At 62.7% G+C, this 16447-nt stretch carries 14 protein-coding genes and 2 pseudogenes; 9 read left to right on the forward strand and 7 right to left on the reverse strand.

Annotated elements, in window-relative coordinates:
• The first annotated feature begins 8 nt into the window (after positions 1 to 8).
• Positions 9 to 839: an aldo/keto reductase gene (locus AC1D10_RS30535; RefSeq protein ID WP_477278525.1), complete on the forward strand. Its 831-nt coding sequence runs from the start codon at positions 9 to 11 to the stop codon at positions 837 to 839.
• A gap of 21 nt (positions 840 to 860) precedes the next feature.
• On the opposite strand, the gene AC1D10_RS30540 is transcribed toward AC1D10_RS30535, so the two are convergent.
• Entirely contained in the window at positions 861 to 1166 is a 306-nt protein-coding gene (locus AC1D10_RS30540; protein ID WP_056591812.1) for a hypothetical protein, read from the reverse strand.
• 420 nt (positions 1167 to 1586) lie between these two features.
• Between AC1D10_RS30540 and AC1D10_RS30545 the strand changes: the two genes are divergently transcribed.
• Entirely contained in the window at positions 1587 to 3092 is a 1506-nt protein-coding gene (locus tag AC1D10_RS30545; protein WP_477278526.1) for a helicase HerA domain-containing protein, read from the forward strand.
• A 63-nt stretch (positions 3093 to 3155) separates the two neighbouring features.
• On the opposite strand, the gene AC1D10_RS30550 is transcribed toward AC1D10_RS30545, so the two are convergent.
• A complete protein-coding gene (locus tag AC1D10_RS30550; RefSeq protein WP_477278527.1) occupies positions 3156 to 3656 on the reverse strand; it encodes a Ros/MucR family transcriptional regulator in 501 nt (166 codons plus the stop codon).
• Between the two features lie 148 nt (positions 3657 to 3804).
• Between AC1D10_RS30550 and AC1D10_RS30555 the strand changes: the two genes are divergently transcribed.
• The 5 genes from AC1D10_RS30555 (at position 3805) to AC1D10_RS30575 (ending at position 10738) form a co-directional block, all read left to right on the forward strand.
• On the forward strand, positions 3805 to 4671 hold the full coding sequence (locus tag AC1D10_RS30555) for a DUF6502 family protein (protein WP_477278528.1): 867 nt from the start codon (positions 3805 to 3807) through the stop codon (positions 4669 to 4671).
• Positions 4668 to 5711: a DUF5666 domain-containing protein gene (locus tag AC1D10_RS30560; RefSeq protein WP_477278529.1), complete on the forward strand. Its 1044-nt coding sequence runs from the start codon at positions 4668 to 4670 to the stop codon at positions 5709 to 5711. The genes AC1D10_RS30555 and AC1D10_RS30560 overlap by 4 nt, the downstream gene beginning before the upstream one ends.
• 573 nt (positions 5712 to 6284) lie before the next feature.
• Positions 6285 to 7703, forward strand: a complete 1419-nt coding sequence (locus AC1D10_RS30565; RefSeq protein ID WP_477278530.1) for a glycosyltransferase — start codon at positions 6285 to 6287, stop codon at positions 7701 to 7703.
• Entirely contained in the window at positions 7696 to 8517 is an 822-nt protein-coding gene (locus tag AC1D10_RS30570; protein ID WP_477278531.1) for a hypothetical protein, read from the forward strand. Before AC1D10_RS30565 ends, AC1D10_RS30570 begins: the two co-directional genes overlap by 8 nt.
• A gap of 463 nt (positions 8518 to 8980) precedes the next feature.
• A complete protein-coding gene (locus tag AC1D10_RS30575) occupies positions 8981 to 10738 on the forward strand; it encodes an adenylate/guanylate cyclase domain-containing protein (protein WP_477278532.1) in 1758 nt (585 codons plus the stop codon).
• A gap of 210 nt (positions 10739 to 10948) precedes the next feature.
• On the opposite strand, the pseudogene AC1D10_RS30580 reads toward AC1D10_RS30575, so the two are convergent.
• The 3 genes and pseudogenes from AC1D10_RS30580 to AC1D10_RS30590 form a co-directional block, all read right to left on the reverse strand.
• A pseudogene (locus AC1D10_RS30580) lies at positions 10949 to 11083 on the reverse strand (ABC transporter permease); the annotation flags it as partial.
• 70 nt (positions 11084 to 11153) lie between these two features.
• Positions 11154 to 13286, reverse strand: coding sequence for an adenylate/guanylate cyclase domain-containing protein (locus tag AC1D10_RS30585; protein ID WP_477278533.1), 2133 nt, complete (start codon positions 13284 to 13286; stop codon positions 11154 to 11156).
• Positions 13287 to 13731: 445 nt separating this feature from the next.
• Positions 13732 to 14373, reverse strand: a complete 642-nt coding sequence (locus AC1D10_RS30590; protein WP_477278534.1) for a TetR/AcrR family transcriptional regulator — start codon at positions 14371 to 14373, stop codon at positions 13732 to 13734.
• Between the two features lie 72 nt (positions 14374 to 14445).
• Here AC1D10_RS30590 and AC1D10_RS30595 point away from each other — a divergent pair, with 72 nt between their 5' ends.
• On the forward strand, positions 14446 to 14862 hold the full coding sequence (locus AC1D10_RS30595; protein ID WP_477278535.1) for an ester cyclase: 417 nt from the start codon (positions 14446 to 14448) through the stop codon (positions 14860 to 14862).
• Positions 14859 to 15197 (forward strand): DoxX family protein, encoded by a 339-nt coding sequence (locus tag AC1D10_RS30600; RefSeq protein ID WP_477278536.1) that lies wholly within the window; start codon positions 14859 to 14861, stop codon positions 15195 to 15197. The genes AC1D10_RS30595 and AC1D10_RS30600 overlap by 4 nt, the downstream gene beginning before the upstream one ends.
• Positions 15198 to 15376: 179 nt before the next feature.
• On the opposite strand, the pseudogene AC1D10_RS30605 reads toward AC1D10_RS30600, so the two are convergent.
• A pseudogene (locus AC1D10_RS30605) lies at positions 15377 to 15605 on the reverse strand (ABC transporter permease); the annotation flags it as partial.
• 77 nt (positions 15606 to 15682) lie between these two features.
• Positions 15683 to 16405: a GntR family transcriptional regulator gene (locus tag AC1D10_RS30610; RefSeq protein ID WP_477278537.1), complete on the reverse strand. Its 723-nt coding sequence runs from the start codon at positions 16403 to 16405 to the stop codon at positions 15683 to 15685.
• Positions 16406 to 16447: the final 42 nt, after the last annotated feature.

Genomic DNA, 16447 nt, shown 5'->3' on the forward strand with positions numbered 1-16447 from the left:
GATCCGATATGCCTGAACATCTACCATTGAACGACGGCGCCGCCATTCCCCAGCTTGGCCTTGGCGTGTGGCAGGTCGATCAGGACATCACCGCTGATGTGGTGGGCTGGGGGATCGAGGCCGGCTACCGTCTGATCGACACCGCCGAGGGCTATCAGAACGAGGAAGGCGTCGGAGAGGCGATCCGCGCCGCCGGCATGCCGCGAGGCGAGCTGTTCATCACCTCCAAGCTGCGCAACGGCGCACACCAGCGCGACGCAGCCCTCAAGGCCTTCGACGAGACGATGGAGAAGCTCGGCATCGAACAGCTCGACCTGTTTCTGATCCACTGGCCGGTGCCCGGCCAGGACAAGTATGTCGAGGCGTGGAAGACGCTAGTCGAACTCAGGCAGGCCGGCCGCATCAAGTCGATCGGCGTGTCGAATTTCAACCAGGATCATCTGGAGCGGATCATCGCGGAGACCGGCGTGACCCCCGTCGTCAACCAGATCGAGCTGCATCCCCAGTTCCAGCAGCGCGGCATCAGGGACTTTCATGCCAGGCACGACATCCGCATCGAAAGCTGGAGCCCGCTGGGCAGCGGCCGGCTGCTGAGCGACGCGACCATCGCGGGCATCGCCAGGAAGCATGGCAAGTCCGCGGCGCAGACGATCATCCGCTGGCACCTTCAGGAAGGGCTGATCGTCATTCCAAAGTCGATCCGCAGGGATCGCATCGCCGCCAATTTCGATGTCTTCGATTTCGAGCTGGACGCGCAGGACCTGCAGACGATCAGGGGCATGGATTCGCCTGACGGCCGCACCGGCCCGAATCCCGCCACGGCTGCGTTTTTGTTCTGAGGGGAGAAGGGAAACCCATTCTCAAATCCCCGAGCCGTCCAGCTGCTGGGCATCTTCGCCTTCCCAGGGCGCCGGCATGGAGGCGCGGCTGAGATTGGCTGTCGGCAGCGGCATCCAGCATTTCAGTTCCGGTTCGGCATATTCGACGACGCGCCCGGGCGAGGAGTCCGACGCGCGCCAGCCTTCGCTGGCGAACTGGTCGGCGCGTGACCAATAGGCGAGGTCGACTTCCGCCGGTCCCTGTTCGGACGGGCGAACCGTGACAAGGATGCGGCTGCCATCCCTCGGCGCCGTCGACATGTGGCGCCACCGTTCGGGCTCGTCCATCGCAATTCCTCCTCGCACCTCTAGCGTCGGGGAAGTGTCGCCTCGCCGTCAGGGGCGGTCAACCCAAAGTTTGCGCCAGCGGGCGAGTCCTGACGAAGTCAGAACCCGGCGGGGGTGAGCCGAAGTTGGCGACCGACATATACTTAGAGAGGGAACTTGAAAACGTCGGTCGCCAGGGGGCGGTTGGGACGCACCACGTTGGGGACGCGATGCAAGGTCAGGCTACGCGTATGCAGGACGTCTTCAAACGGAACGCGGGCACATGGTGAACGACTGGTTACTATCCACAGGGTTCGCCTGTCCGCGACGGTCCGGAGACGGTCCCACAGCTGTGCGCAACGCGCAGCGGCCGGCCATCGGCGCTCGACGGGCTGTGATCCGGTTGATAAGTCCGTCTGCGAAGGAGCGCCTGAGTCGACCATGACCGTTGCGATCGAGATGGGACACACGACCGCAGGCGCCCCGGCGACCCTGGACCTCGAGGAGCTGCTGGCGACCCGCTTGCTGGTGCAGGGCAATTCGGGCTCCGGAAAATCGCATCTGCTGCGGCGTCTGCTGGAGCAGAGTTCCCCCTGGGTGCAGCAGACCATCATCGACCCCGAAGGTGACTTCGTGTCACTGGGCGACCGTTTCGGCCACCTGGTGATCGATGCCGAGGAGCATACCGAACGCGGCCTGCAGAGCGCCGGCGAGCGGGCGCGCATCCACCGCGTCTCCACCGTGCTCAATCTCGAAGGGCTCGACGCCGAGAACCAGATGCGGCGCGCCGCCGCCTTCCTCGGCGGGCTGTTCGAGGTTGCCCGCGACCACTGGTACCCGATGCTGGTGGTGGTGGACGAGGCGCAGCTGTTCGCGCCGGCGGTGGCCGGCGAGGTTTCCGACGAGGCGCGTAAACTCTCGCTCGGCGCCATGACCAATTTGATGTGCCGTGGCCGCAAACGCGGGCTTGCCGGCATCATCGCCACCCAGCGGCTGGCCAAGCTCGCCAAGAACGTCGCCGCCGAGGCGTCCAATTTCCTTATGGGCCGCACCTTCCTCGACATCGACATGGCGCGCGCCGCCGACCTTTTGGGCATGGAACGGCGGCAGGCGGAGGCGTTTCGCGACCTGGAGCGCGGGCAGTTCATGGCGCTCGGCCCGGCGCTGTCGCGCCGGCCGCTCGGCCTGCGCATCGGCCCGACCGATACAAGTCCGCGCAATGGCACGCCGCGGCTGATGCCGCTGCCGGAATCCGCGCTCGAGGACGCGCGCGCCATCATTCTGGCAGCGCCGCCGCCCGAGACCGCGCGCGCGCCGCGCCGGACGGCGTCGCCCGACCTGCTCGACCAACTGATGGCGGCGAAGTCGGCGGCGCTGGAAATCCGCCCCGATCCGGTGGAGCCGCAAATCAGCGCCGAGGATCTGGCCGAGCGCCGCGAGCGCGTCGACCGTGTGCTGCGCGCCATTCTCGCCCAACCTGACGCGGGCTTCCGCGTCATCGGTGTGCTCTATCAGGAGTTCGTCGTGCGTTGCCGCATCGAGGGCCTGGCTTCGGTCGTGCCGGATCTACCGGAGTTCCGCCGCATGCTGACGCGCGCCCGCGCCGGCCTCGGCTCCGACATGGCGGCAGGCGATGACGCCTGGCAGGACGTCTCGGTGCGCGCCTCGCTGCTGCCCGACGACATGCAAGGCGTGTTCATGATGATCGCCCGCGCCGCGAAGGAGGGCTGGCCGTGCCCGAGCGATGCCGCGATCGCCCGCGCCTACGGCTCCCACTCGCTGCGCCGCGCCCGGCGCCTGCTGACCTATATCGAGGAGCAGGGCCTCATCGTCTGCCAGCTCGACGGGACAGGCCGGCGCACCGTGACGCTGGTTGAGCTGGCCTGGGCAACCGCACCGGGCGACCCCAACGCCGAAGAGGCGGAGCAGGGGCGTCTGGCGGTGTGAGGTGGGCGGCGCCAGTTTCCGCCCACCATCCTCAAATGGCCTCCGTCTTAGCCGGCCGAAAAACTACTTTGGCTTTCGGCCGAGGCCCATGGATTTGGCCAGTTTCGAGCGGGTTGCGGAATAATTTGGCGCCACCATCGGGTAGTTGGAAGGCAAGCTCCACTTCTTTCGATACTGATCCGGTGTAAGACCATAGTGCGCCTCGATATGCCGCTTCAACGACTTGAAACGCTTGCCGTCCTCCAGGCAGACGATGAAATCGGGTGTGACGGATTTTCTTACAGGCACAGCAGCTTTGACCGCATCAGGCCTGACGTCGGGAATCCCATCTGAAATGGCCTTAAGCGAAGCGTATATCGTGTTTATGAACTCGGGGAGTTCAGCTGCGGGCAGGGCGTTGTTCGTGACGTAAGACGATACAATACCAGCGGCAATGGGAACGATGGAATCGACGCGCCTCTCCTTACTGAAATAGGCATCGGTGATGTCACCGAATTGAATTGGAACGTCCTCGACCATTGCTTGCGTCTTGATCATGGCTGGTTTTGCATAAGGCTTCTTCAAAAGACATCTCCGTCGGCGATCGTATCGGCGATGCATATTGTGGGAAAATATCACACATGTCAACCTATTGTGGAAGCATTTCCCACGCGCTATTTTCGCGCGGAATTTTAAGATGGATGGCCGATTTTCGGAATTGTGAGGGACGGCGATGAGCAGATCGGCGGGACAATTGGATCCCGATTGGGTCCAGAACGCGTTGAACCGGGTTCTTCGCCCCCTGGTGCGGCTGGCCATCAAGTGCGGGGTGACGTTTCCAACCTTCGTCGATCTGTTGCGTCAGCTCTATGTCAATGTGGCGGAGCATGAATTTGCGCTGCCCGACAAGCAACAGACGGACAGCAGGGTCAGCTTGCTGACAGGCGTCCACCGCAAGGAAGTCAGCCGGTTGAGGGGCGCCGGCGCGCCGGTTCGGGTGGTGCCCGAGTCCGTTTCCAGGACGAGTGCGATTGTCGCGCGCTGGCTTGCGGATCCGCTGTTTGTCGACGCCAAGGGCGTGCCGTTGCCCCTGGCGCGAACGAGTGAGGCGGGAGGGCCGTCATTTGCCGGCCTTGTGGAATCGGTAACCCGCGATTTGCGGCCGAGAGCTGTTCTGGACGATTGGCTTGACCGGCAGCTGGTTGAAATCGACGGGAAGGATCGCATTGTCCTGATGGAAGGGGCCATGGTGCCGCGCGGAGACGGCGAGGTTCGGCTTTACTACTTTGCCCGGAATCTCGGCGACCATGCGGCCGCCGCGGTCGAAAACGTCATGGCCGACGATCCGCCTTTCCTCGAACGGGCCGTCCACTATGACGGCCTGTCCGCGGACCTTGCCAGATCACTCGAAATCTACAGCCGCGAAGTCGCGGTCGAAACGCTGCTGCGTTTGAACAAATACGCCAACCAGGCCATTCAAACCGATCCCGGCGGGACCAGCCGGTGGAACTACGGTGTCTATATTCTGAGATCCGATGGGACTTCGCTGGTTGCCGAGGAATTGCCCCAGCACAAGGGCGCTGGCGGAGAGACGGCATGAGCTGGAACCGGAGGCCGACGCGGCGCGATTTCCTCACGCTCGGCGCTGCCGTGCCGGCAGTGTTTTTCAGCCTGTTCGCAAGAGCGACGGAGCCGTCGAAAGACCAGGGGATTGGCGGCACCGGCTGGACTGCGGGGATGGACGGCGATCAAGGCATCGGCGGCACCGGCATCGTGGGAACCATACAGCGCTTCGGCAGTATTTTCGTCAATGACGTGCGCGTTAGCTATCAGCCGGATGTGCCGGTCTGGGTGGATGGCGTCCGCGTCAACTCGAGCAGCCTGAAGATGGGGCATGTCGTGCGGGTCGCGGTGGTGCAAAAGGCAGGGCTCGTCGTCACCTCTGCGATCCATGTCACCAGCGAGGTGATTGGGCCTGTCGAACGCGCAAGCGCCGGGTCGATGCGGGTCCTGGGCCAGCAGGTCGACATCAGCCAGATTCTGGGCGGATTGAAGATCGCGACGGGCGATATCGTGGCCGTCCACGGCATCCGTCGGCCCGATGGGACAATCGTCGCGAGCCTGGTCGAGGCCAGGCCGCATGAGTCGCACTATTCGGTTCGCGGCCTGGCAATCGTGAAGTCGGGCGCATTGCTGGTCGGACGGCTCAAGATCGGACCGGAATCGTCAGCGCTTGCCAACCGGCGCGTTCAGCTGACCCTGACCAAGGCCAAGGGTGGATACAAGGTGGTGCATCTGGAGGCGGAAGCTCCGGTCCCGCAGGCCACGGTTGCAAACGTGCTCTACGAGACTTTCCTGCAGCGCCGGGGACAGCGGCTGGAATCGGGGCTGGGCGTCGCCGTCGATGACCAGAACGGCGATTCGAAATCGACAGCCAATGTCCGGGCGTTTCTCGCTGTCGGGTTCGATCGTGAGGGCAACATCGTATCGGCGTCGCGTGAGCAGAATGCCGGCCAACGATCGCCAGACCAACCTGGTGCGCCCGGTCAGCCGCCAGGGGGGCCGAACGGACCGGGCGAGCCGCCCGGGGGCCAGCCCGGCGGTCCAGGTGGTCCTGGCGGCGGGCCAGGCGCGCCCTAGCGATCGGGTTATTCCGGAGGAAGCGAACTTCCTCCAGAGGAAGCGAACTTCCTCCAGAGGAAGCGGCGATCCGGCCGGTCTGTCCTTTGCGATGAGACAGACCGGCCGGCGCGGCCGTACGACGAGCTCGTTAAGGGGGGCTTGTTCGAGCTTTTTGGGTACGGCTGCTTTCCGCGGATCACACGGGGGGCGAGTGATCCGCCGAACTTTGATGCCGGCACACCTGCGTGGCAGGTCCGGTCACGTGCTCCTCATCTGCATGCGTCGCTGACTGGATCAGATTGTGGGAAAATTACCCACAAATCAACTCCCGCCGCTTCATTTTCCCATCTGACCTTTGGCGAACCGCGGCGACCGTCCTTCCTGACGGGGACGGTTTTTGTGCGGTGCGCTTGACGTGGGTAATTTTCCCACGTATTGAAACCCAACCCTTGGGGCGCCCTTTTGAAAGCCGGCACCTCGAGGCGCAGATCTGAACAAGCACAGCCGCAACCATGCGGCTTGATCGGTGTGAGGTCTGTCCCGGCAGAAGAATTGCCTGATAGAGCCGATCGCAACAGCAAGGGTAAGTCATTGAAAAAGCTGTATATCGATGCCAGCCTGCCGTTCCGCTGGGGGCCTCATCCGCCGGTGGGCATCCCGCGCGTCGAAACGGCACTCATTCGTCAGGCGCTGCGATGGAAGGCCTCGCCGATCGGCTTCTTCATCGTCGACGCGCACGGGCGGGGCCAGATGCTGGATGACGCGGAACTTCGCTATCTAAGGCAGTTGGTTGACGATGAGCTGGAGCAGCCTGTCGGCGGGGAGGGGAGCTCGTATCTGGCCCGCCTCTGGAAAGTTCTGTCGATCATGCGGGCAGCCCCCTTCGCTCCCGGGCGCGAGTTCGATCGCGTGGCGGCGATCTTCCTCTCGGGCAGCGAGAAGAGAAGGGGGCTGAAGTTTCAGCTGTCCAAGACGGCCATCCGCCTTTTCAAGATCATGAAATCAGCCCTGTGTCCATGCAGGCTGGATACAAAGGATCCGCTGAAGGAAGAGAACGCCATGTGCTTTCTCTCGAGCGCCAGCGTGCACGAACTTGCCGCGATCAAGCGCCCGAACAAAGCCAGGTCCGGCATCTTCACGCTGATGCACGACCTCATCCCGATCGACTTCCCGCAATTCGTCGGTCCTCATCACGCCCGCGGCTTCGTGCGCAACACGGCATGGCAGCTGGAGAATTCGCGCCTGCTCATCTGCGTGTCGAAATACACCGCCGAGCGGGTGAGATGCCATGCGAGCGCTTCCAGCTTTCGTCGGATTCCGCTGGTCGCGGTTGCATCGCCGGGCGCCTTTCTCAGGGAAGGCGTCGCCGATCGCGAGATGTCCTTCGAGCGGCAGAACCAGGGCCGCAAGTTCGTTCTCTACTGCTCGACGATCGAGATCAGGAAGAACCACATCCTGCTGCTCAAGGTCTGGCATCGACTCCTGCCGCTGCTGGGTGAGCGGTTGCCAACGCTCGTGCTGTGCGGCCGATGGGGGTGGATGTACGAGGAGCTGGTCGCCTTCATGGCGCAGCATCCGGAGCTTGGCGAGCATGTTCAGTTCCGCTCCAATCTCAGCGACCGGCAGCTTGCGGAGCTCTATCGCGACGCCGAGTTCAGCGTCTACCCGTCCGCGGTGGAGGGCTGGGGCCTGGGAGCGGCCGAGTGCCTCGATTTCGGACTGCCGGTTCTCATCTCGGATGCGCCATCCCTGACGGAGGCGACGCAAGGCCTGATGCCGACAATTCCGGCGCGCGATGTCGAGGCATGGTGCGCGGCGGTCGCCAAAGCCTGCACGGATCCGGCGTGGCTCGGCCAGCTGCGTGCAACGATCGCGTTGCGATACCGACCGATCCGCGAGCGCGAATTTTTCGCGACCATAGTCGACCATGTCACAGCGCTCGGCTCGAGCCGAGCCTGGGTCCCCACGGTCGCGCAAGCAAGGCCGCAGCTGGAGCAAATCAATGGGTGAGCTGCCGATGTTTTCGGGAATGGGAACGATCGTGAAGACGTCGACCCCCGGCGGGGCGCGGACTCTGCATGGCGATGCCGCCGTGCGAGTCATGGGGGTGCCGAGATCGGGCACAAATCTCGCGAAATATCTGCTCGAACGCTATCTGGGCGTGCCGGTCGTCTTCGATCAGGGGTTCTGGAAACACGGGATTTTTCCAGCCCTCATGAACGGGCGCGACATAGACTATGGCGACTTGCCCATCATCGTCATGAGCAAGGATCCGGTCAGCCAGATCCTGTCGTGGTATCGCCTGGCCAGGAACGATACCATCTTCAAGCCGAACGGGAATCTCGGCTCGTTTGTCAGCAAGCCGTTTGAGGTAAGACAGGATTTCACGCAGCCAAAGCGAATGGAATACAGGTTCCAGTCGCCGGCCGACTACTGGAACCAGTTCTACTTCGCCATGGATTCCCTGCGCCGCGCCGGCGCACCGGTGCATTTCGTAAGCTATGAGCAGCTCGTTTCAGAACCGGCTCTGTCCCTGCATATAGTCTCGCATTTTCTTGGCCGTTCCCGGCCGTTCGACGTCCGCAGCAGCGTGGACATGCCACGCCACACGCTCGGCGCCAGCAATGACATCGACCAGGCCGCTACCCCGACAGCTGACCAGACCCCGTTCAACTCCGCCCGCGCGGAGCTGGCATCCGCCCTCGCCAGGCTCGGATGGCGCAATGCGCGCATCATCCTGAGGGACATCGACGATGACGTGCTTGAGGACGGTCGGGGTTTCGCAAGACGTGCCGGCAAGCGGTTGGCGCCAAGGCGATGCTGAGATCGCTGGTTGGGTTTTGGTGAGGGGCGGGGCGGCGTGCGCGTGGCGGCGGCACTTGATGATCGGCCGCGCTTCTGACCCAAGACCGACCTACCTCTGCCGCGACGTGAACGACAGCTTTGCGCCTTTCTCGGACATTCGAGAGGCGCCATGGCATTTGTCAAACCTGCCGTTCTCTAAAGTCGTCGCAAAGGCCGGACACGTCACGACGGCGGCGTAGTCGAGGCACCCGGCATGTACCTGTTTGGGCAAGCAGTTCCAGACACGGCGCCGGTTACGATGAGCGACCTCAGCGATCATCTCGCGCTCCTTCTTCCACGGCGGACCATGCCCGATTGACGGATCCGCGCCAGTCGCCGCATCGCGCGGTGGCCTGTCGAATTTGGGGAAACGAGACCTTCGTAGACACACCAAGGCAGTGGGCGATACACTTGCGACCAGCGTTAGCCAGAGGCGGAAGGGAATGACGAAGCAACGCGTTCAGCGGCGTCTTGCTGCTATAATGTCGGCTGACGTCGTGGGCTACAGCCGCCTCATGGGAGCGGACGAGACAGGAACACTGAGTGCGCTCAAGGAACTGCGCCGCAATTTGATAAGCCCGATCCTCACCGAGTATCGAGGGCGTCTGGTGAAGCTCATGGGCGATGGAGCATTAATTGAGTTCGCCAGTGCGGTCGATGCGGTGGACTGTGCAGTCTGCATTCAACGTCGCGTTGCCGAACGAAATCTCGCAATGCCCGATAGCGCGTCGATCTCCTTTCGGATTGGTGTGAATGTAGGCGATATCATCATCGATGGCGAAGACATCTATGGCGATGGCGTCAACGTCGCGGCGCGACTTGAAAAGCTGGCTGACCCAGGCGGCATCTGTATCTCCGGCATGGCCTTCGATCAGGTAAAAGGCAAACTCGACGCCGGGTTCCAGGACTTCGGAACTCACCAGGTAAGAAATATCGCAGATCCCGTACGGACGTATCGAGTGGTTGCGGCGAGCGTGTCGAGCCAACCGGCTGGCCCTATTCCCTTGCCGGCCAAACCGTCGATCGCCGTCCTGCCGTTCGACAACATGTCCGATGATCATGCCCAAGAGTATTTCTCGGATGGCATATCCGAAGATCTGACGACGGCACTTTCGCGTTTCGAATGGTTGTTTGTTATCGCGCGCAACTCCGCCTTTACCTATAAGGGCAAGGCCGTTGACGTGAAGAAGATTAGGCGGGAGCTCGGGGTCCGGTATATTCTCGAAGGCAGTGTGCGCCGGGCCGGTGACCGCGTGCGAATCAACGCCCAGTTGATCGATGCGGAGTCAGATCGCCATGTATGGGCACAGCGATACGACCGCAAGATGGATGATCTCTTCGAGTTGCAGGACGACATCGTGGCCAGCATCGCGTCGGTAGTCGGACCCGAAATCACGTTGGCTGAGATCGAGCGGGCGCGAGGAAAACGGCCGGACGATCTCGGTGCATGGGACCACTATTTGCGGGCGATCGCCGCCTATCACAGGATGACGAAGCAGGATGTGGAAGCGGCGATTGCCGATCTCAGAAGAGCGATCGAGATCGACCCCGATTTCGCCAATGCTCACGCCCTGCTTGGTCAATGCCACGTGCACATCGGGTTGCGCGGATGGATTCGTCCGGCGCGCCTGGCCTTCGAAGAGGCCCGGCGCTGGGCGGAGAAGGCGGTTCACCTGGCGCCAACAAACCCGCAGGCCAATCAGTCTCTGGCGTTCATGCTGGCGGTGACCGGAGAGACAGAGCAGGCCATCAGGGTGGCCCAACGGGCGATAGAGCTCAATTCGAACTATGCCGAGGCCTACGCGGTCTTGGGGCATGCGCTGGTGTTTCGTGGCGATTTGGAAGGTGGCTTGGCTGCTTGCCAAAGAGCGGAACGCGGCAACCCACGCGATTCTCGCGGAACCTGGCTATATGACGCGATGGGACACGCTTATTTCTTCCTCGGCGATTATGAAAAAGCGATCGACGTTTCGAAGAAGGGGCTTCAACAAGATCCCGCTCTGTTCGGCGCGCTAGTGACATTGGCGTGTTCCTATGCTCGTCAAGGTCGCCCCAAGGAAGCCAAGCATTACGTCGACGAGCTGCTCCGCCTGATTCCGCGCTACTCGCTGCGTGCCCTGCGGAAGAATCCAATGTTTGTTGACCCCAAGATGGCTGACGACCTCATCGAATGCATGCGCTTGGCAGGATTGCCCGACTAGCAACTGGCTTCAATTCCGATCCGAAAATCGGGATAGGCGCGCAAGGTGCAATTGCGCGATCGAGAGCAATGCGGGAAGAGCCAGGGGCGATGTCGGCTTCGGGGAGATCACATCGATGCCCCCAAGAAGCTGAATGTCCGCTTCTGACGATTCGAGTCTTGAAGCTGCCAGTCCTCTCTCGGCCCAAAGCAGCCACTCCCGCCCCACTCCCCGCTCCTCCACGATCCGTAAATGCGCCGCCGTCGCGAACAGCACGATCAGCCCGAACAAGATCCGCCTTGCCCCCTCCGGCATTTGCAGGATCGTCAGCAGCGTCGTCAGCACGGTGAGGATCAGGGCGCCCAGTCGCGCCGCGGCGAAAGCCATTGGCGGCGGACAGGTCGAGGGCAAGCTGGCATCGGAGGTGCCCCCGCGGCTAAAATCTCAATACCCAGGCTTCCACTTTTCCTTTGCCCTTGACTTCGATAGCGCCGCGCGGCTCGAAGACGAATTGGTCCTTGAGCTGTTCGTAGACGGGGCGCGTCACCTGAACAGAATCGGGAATTCCGCCAGACTCCATGCGGCTCGCCAGGTTCACTGTGTCACCCCATAAATCATAGATGTACTTACTCTTCCCAATGACGCCGGCGACCACCGGCCCGCTGTTGACGCCAACCCTGACCTTGATCGAGACGTTGTGTTCCATCGCGTGCTCGCGGGTAATGTGGACCATGCGGATGGCCATGCGGACCATGCGCTCGGCGTGGTTGGCCACCGGCACGGGTAGGCCGCACACCGCCATATAGGCGTCGCCCACCGTCTTGATCTTCTCGATACCGAGATCATTGGCGGCAACGTCGAAGCGCGTGAAGAGTCCGTTGAGAAACGTCACGACATCGTGCGGCGGCATCCCCGATGTCAGTGCCGTGAACCCGACCAGGTCTGCGAAGGCGACCGTGACCTCGGCGAAGCCGTCGGCGATCCTCTCCTCGCCAGCGCGCAGCCGGTTGGCGATCGGTGCCGGCAGGACGTTGAGCAGCAGCTGCTCGTTCTCGCGGTTCTTGTTCTCGATCACGACATTCTTTTGGTGCAGATCCTCAACCATGCCATTGAAGGCTGAGCAGAGCTCGCCAATCTCGTCGCGCGTGCGGACCGGCACGCTGACCGCATAGTCGCCAGCAGAGAAACGTTTCACCCCGGCAGTGAGATCGCGGAGCGGTCCGAGCAGCGCGCGCGAGAGCCAGGCGGCGGTGGCGGCCACCACGAGCAGCGCAAGTCCGCCGACGACGAGCAGGTCTCTGCGGAGCTGGGCGATCGGTGTGAAGGCCTCGGCGCTGTCGACCTTGGCGACGAGTGCCCAGTTGACGCCGGGAATCGCGAGCGGGCCCCACGAAGCGAGCGTCGGGACGCCACGGTATCCGATGATCTCGCCTGCGCCCTCGACACCGGCGAGCGCGGCACGGGTGGCCTTGGTGTCGATGCGCTGATGCAGCACTGGTGTCCCGTAGCGCTGAATGGCGGCGATCTCCTCGTCCGAAGCGCCGGCGGATTTGAGGTCGGCGAAGAAGTTATCCCGGTTCTCGTAGAACGCCCGCGGGCCAGAGCGCGCCAGATAATCGGGTCCGACGAGATAGGCCTCACCCGTGTCGCCGAACCCTTCCTGCCGCCAGCGGCGGTTGCCGGTGACAACGTTGTCGATCTCATCATTCGACAGTTGCGCGACCAGCGCGCCGATGACGACGCCCTGGGCAATCACCGGTGCTACCATGAAGGCAATCGGTGCGCCGCCTGATGGCGCATAGGAGGCGAAATCTTCGAGGCAGATGGCTGAAGGGTCTGCGATCTGCGAGCAGCGGACGACGGCGGCCGCGACATTGGTGCGGCGGTACGGACCCAACTGAAGGGACGTGGTGAAATCCACCTCTTTCTCGACCGTATAGATCAGGCGACCTGATTTGGGATCGGCAATCATGAAATCGAAAAAGCCGACCGTGGTGGCCGCAGCGCGCATCAATGGATGATATATGGCATGCAGCCTGGAGTATTCGCTTCCGTCGCCGGCGTCGTCGAGAAGCTTGCGCCGCTCCGCCGGGTTGGGATTTTCCACAATGTAGTGATACTGCAGATAGTAGGGGGCACCACCGACCGGCAGGTAGTCCGACAGGGCTGCTTCCCTGCCCAGGGTGCGCGTCATTCCGGGGATGACGTTCTCAGCGTACCAATCGCCGACCTTCTGCCGCAGTTCAGGCGGCGCGCCTGCCCGGTCGAGTTCGTCGACCGCGATCCGGAACTCGCGTGTCGCATCGACCACCATCTTGGAAGTGGCAAGCAGGCGCAGCTCCGCCCGGATCGTGCGGAAGTAGGTTTCAACCTGGCGCGCCTTGGTCTGACGGGCGGCCGTGAGTTGGTCGAAGACTGCTTTTTCGAGAGCGTCGCGGGCGCGGAAGTAACCGAGCACCCCGGTCACCAGGACCGCGATCGCGCCAAGAAGGACGAGGGTTGTAAACAGCTTTGGGGCCAAGCCCCAGCCCGCGGGGCGGGATGAGCCGGTCACATCTGGAGAAGACATGAGACCTGACCTTGCTTTTGCATCACGTCTTCGGAAACAGGAGCGTCGGCGTCGCGTCGGACAGCAAGCCAAGATTGTGTTTCATCTGTTACCCTCTCCCTCGCATATACATACCAACTTTACTGCGAGACGTGTGCGGGAATGCGTTGTCCATTTGCCCGTGGGACCGCACGGCGCAGAACGCGGTCTCACGGACACCGTCCCCTCGTTCAATCGCTGGGGTTAGCAGCTACACTCACCAACTGCATAGCGCCGCACCGTGCTCCGCGCCACCCCGGCGAGCAAACGGTTACGGCCGTGGCCTCGCGCTTCGGCCTCTCGCACTTCGGCAACTTTTCCCCCGAGAACTAGGGTGGACGGACGCTTAGCATCAAGGCCGCAACGTCTCAGTATGGGCCGGAAGCGGTCCGTCAGCTTCTGACAATCAGATGGTGATAGCGGACGTTCAAGAAGGGCTATGGCGGCTAAGCCCGTAAGCAATGGCAGCTTCGATTTGGTGTTCAAACACCTCGGCGTCTCCCTCTTCGACGATGCCCATGATCGCGCGCTGATAGGCATCCCCTAGTGCCAGCGCCACGATCCCGCCAGCGATTGTCAGTGACTCGTTGGAAGGGACTGCGCCAGGCTCAAGTAACCCCGCTATGCGCTGCCGAATAACGCGCGTGCCGGAAAGGTCAAACGCCCTAGACAGAGCGGGAAAGCGCCATCCGTCAGCGACGATCAAGCGATAGAGCGCCAGCGCGTCCGGCTCAAGAAGGGCCGTCGTGAAGGCGTGCAACTCTTCAGCAAGCCGGTCCGCCCTGGGCTTGTTGATGTCGGGTGTCGCGGCGTTCTCGATTCCCTCGCGCATGTACTCACACATCGCGGTGACCAAGCCCTCAAACAACGCCTCCTTACTTGGGAAGTGACGATAGAGGGTCATTTTCGCGATGCCCCCTTCCGCCGCGACCCGGTCCAGCGTCGTTCCGCCGAGGCCATCCCTCAGCAGAATGGGACGCGCCGCACGCAGGATCGAAGCCCTCGTCTCGGCCATCCGCAGCCTGCGCGGATCGTCGTCCCGCCACTTTCTGGAACTTCCTTCTTGCATACGATACGATTCCGTCTTATATGACTTTATACGATACGATTGTGTATCGCCTTATAACTCATAGAGGTCAACATGCGCAACCCCGTCGATCTAGCTCACCTGTTCGCCGACATCATGAACAGCCACAACGCTGAACGCTTCGCCGAACTGGTTTCTGAAGACTACGTCAACCACAACCCCGGCGTCCGGCCCGGCCTGGCCGGTGTCGTTGAGTTCATGGGCCACTGGTTCGAAACGCTCTCCGACACCCACGTCGTCGTCGAGGACGCCTTTGCCGTCGGCGACCGCGTCGTCGGCCGTTACACCTACACGGCCCGCCACACCGGACCGTTCATTGGTGTTCCGGCATCGGGCGCCGAAATTACCATGCGCTCGATCGATATCTGGCGCGTCGAAGGTGATCGGTTCGTCGAGCACTGGGACGAACTCAATCTGCAGGAGGTCCTACACCAGATGGGTGCCTACCCGACGGAAGGAGCTCCGCGATGAGCGTCGCCCTGGTTTTGAACGGGATCGTTGCGCTGGCGTTCGCCGGCGCAGGCCTGGCCAACCTCATCAATGCCGGGAACGCCGAAGCGGACTTCCAACGCTGGGGCTACCCCAAAGGGTGGCGTTTGTTGACGGCGGGTCTGGAGCTCGCAGGGGCAGCGGCTTTGCTGTTTCCATCCACGCGAATCATCGCGCTGGTTGGTCTCACGCTTTTGATCCTCGCCGCGCTGGGCACGCTGATCAAGGCACGCGAGGGCTTCAAGCACCTCGCCCCGGCGATCGGCTTTACTTTCATGATCCTGGCGGACGCAGCCGTGCTGCAGTCCTGGGCCTAAGGATCCATAAAAAGGAGATGAAATGGGCACCTTTGAATTTCGCGTCTACACACTGTGCAATGCAAAGGTGGCGGCGAGAGTTGTCACCGTTTCGCCGTAGCCGACCTCCGCTTTTGGGGGGCGCGACGGGGCCGAAATGACCGCTATGCGGCGCGAAGCGGACATTCGGGTCCGCGCCCCTACCTCTCCTCCACAATCAGCAAATACGCCGCCGTCACGAGCGCGATCAGCCCGACCAAGATCCGCCTTGCCCCCTCCTGCATTTGCAGGAGGGGGCAGCAGCGTCGTCAGCACGGTGCGGGTGAGGACGGCGCCGATGATGGTGCCGGTGTAGCCGCCGCGGCCGCCGAAGAGCGAGGTGCCGCCGATCACCGAGGCGGCCACCGAAGGCAGCACCAGCGGCCAGCGGCAGGGGAGTGTGGGGGGAAGACGGGCGCTCAAGCTGGCCGCATCTTCGGCGCCAGGTGCCGCCGCCAGGTGGATTGTCAGCCCGCCGTGACCGGTGTCGTGCTTCCGGCCTTCGGCTGGTCGCCTATGGCAAAGACGGCGCTTGCCTCGCTGACGATCGAGACGTGGTCTCGCGCAGCCTTGCCGGCGGCAGCGCCGTCGCCGCGCATGATTGCGGTGACGATGGCGTCGTGCTCCTGCCAGGATTTGGCCAGACGGCCGGGCAGCATGAATTGCGCGCGGCGGAACGGCGCCAGCCGGCTGCGTGTCATCACGGTCATTTCGCAGATATGCGTGCTGTGAGCGCCGCGATAAAGCCGGCTGTGGAACTCGGTGTTGAAATATTCATAGTCCTCCTCGGCGCCCAGCTGCACCAGCCGGGCCGAGGCCTGATGCTCGATCTCGAAGGTGCGGCGTTCGCTGCTGGTCATGCGCTCGGCGGAAAAGCGGGCGCAGATCGCCTCCAGTTCGGCCATGCTCTCGAACATCGAGGCGAGATGCTCGTGCGTGACGACGGCGACGATGGCGCCCCGATTGGGTCGTCTCTCGACCAGGCCCATGGCGCTGAGCTGGCCGAGCGCCTCGCGCACCGGCGTGCGTGATACGTCGAAGCGGGCGGCAAGCGAAGTCTCGTCGAGCTTTTCACCTGGGCGAAGGAAGCCGGTGACGATGCGGTCGCCAATCGCCCGCACCATCTGATCGACGGTCGTGCCCGACCGGATCAAGCTGCGCTTTCCCGACACGTCCGCTTCGCCTCCCATGCTTCGGCGTCTCAAGCCATGAAATCCAGCGGCCAAACGGCA

This window comes from Mesorhizobium sp. P2_A8 (genome assembly GCF_056404935.1).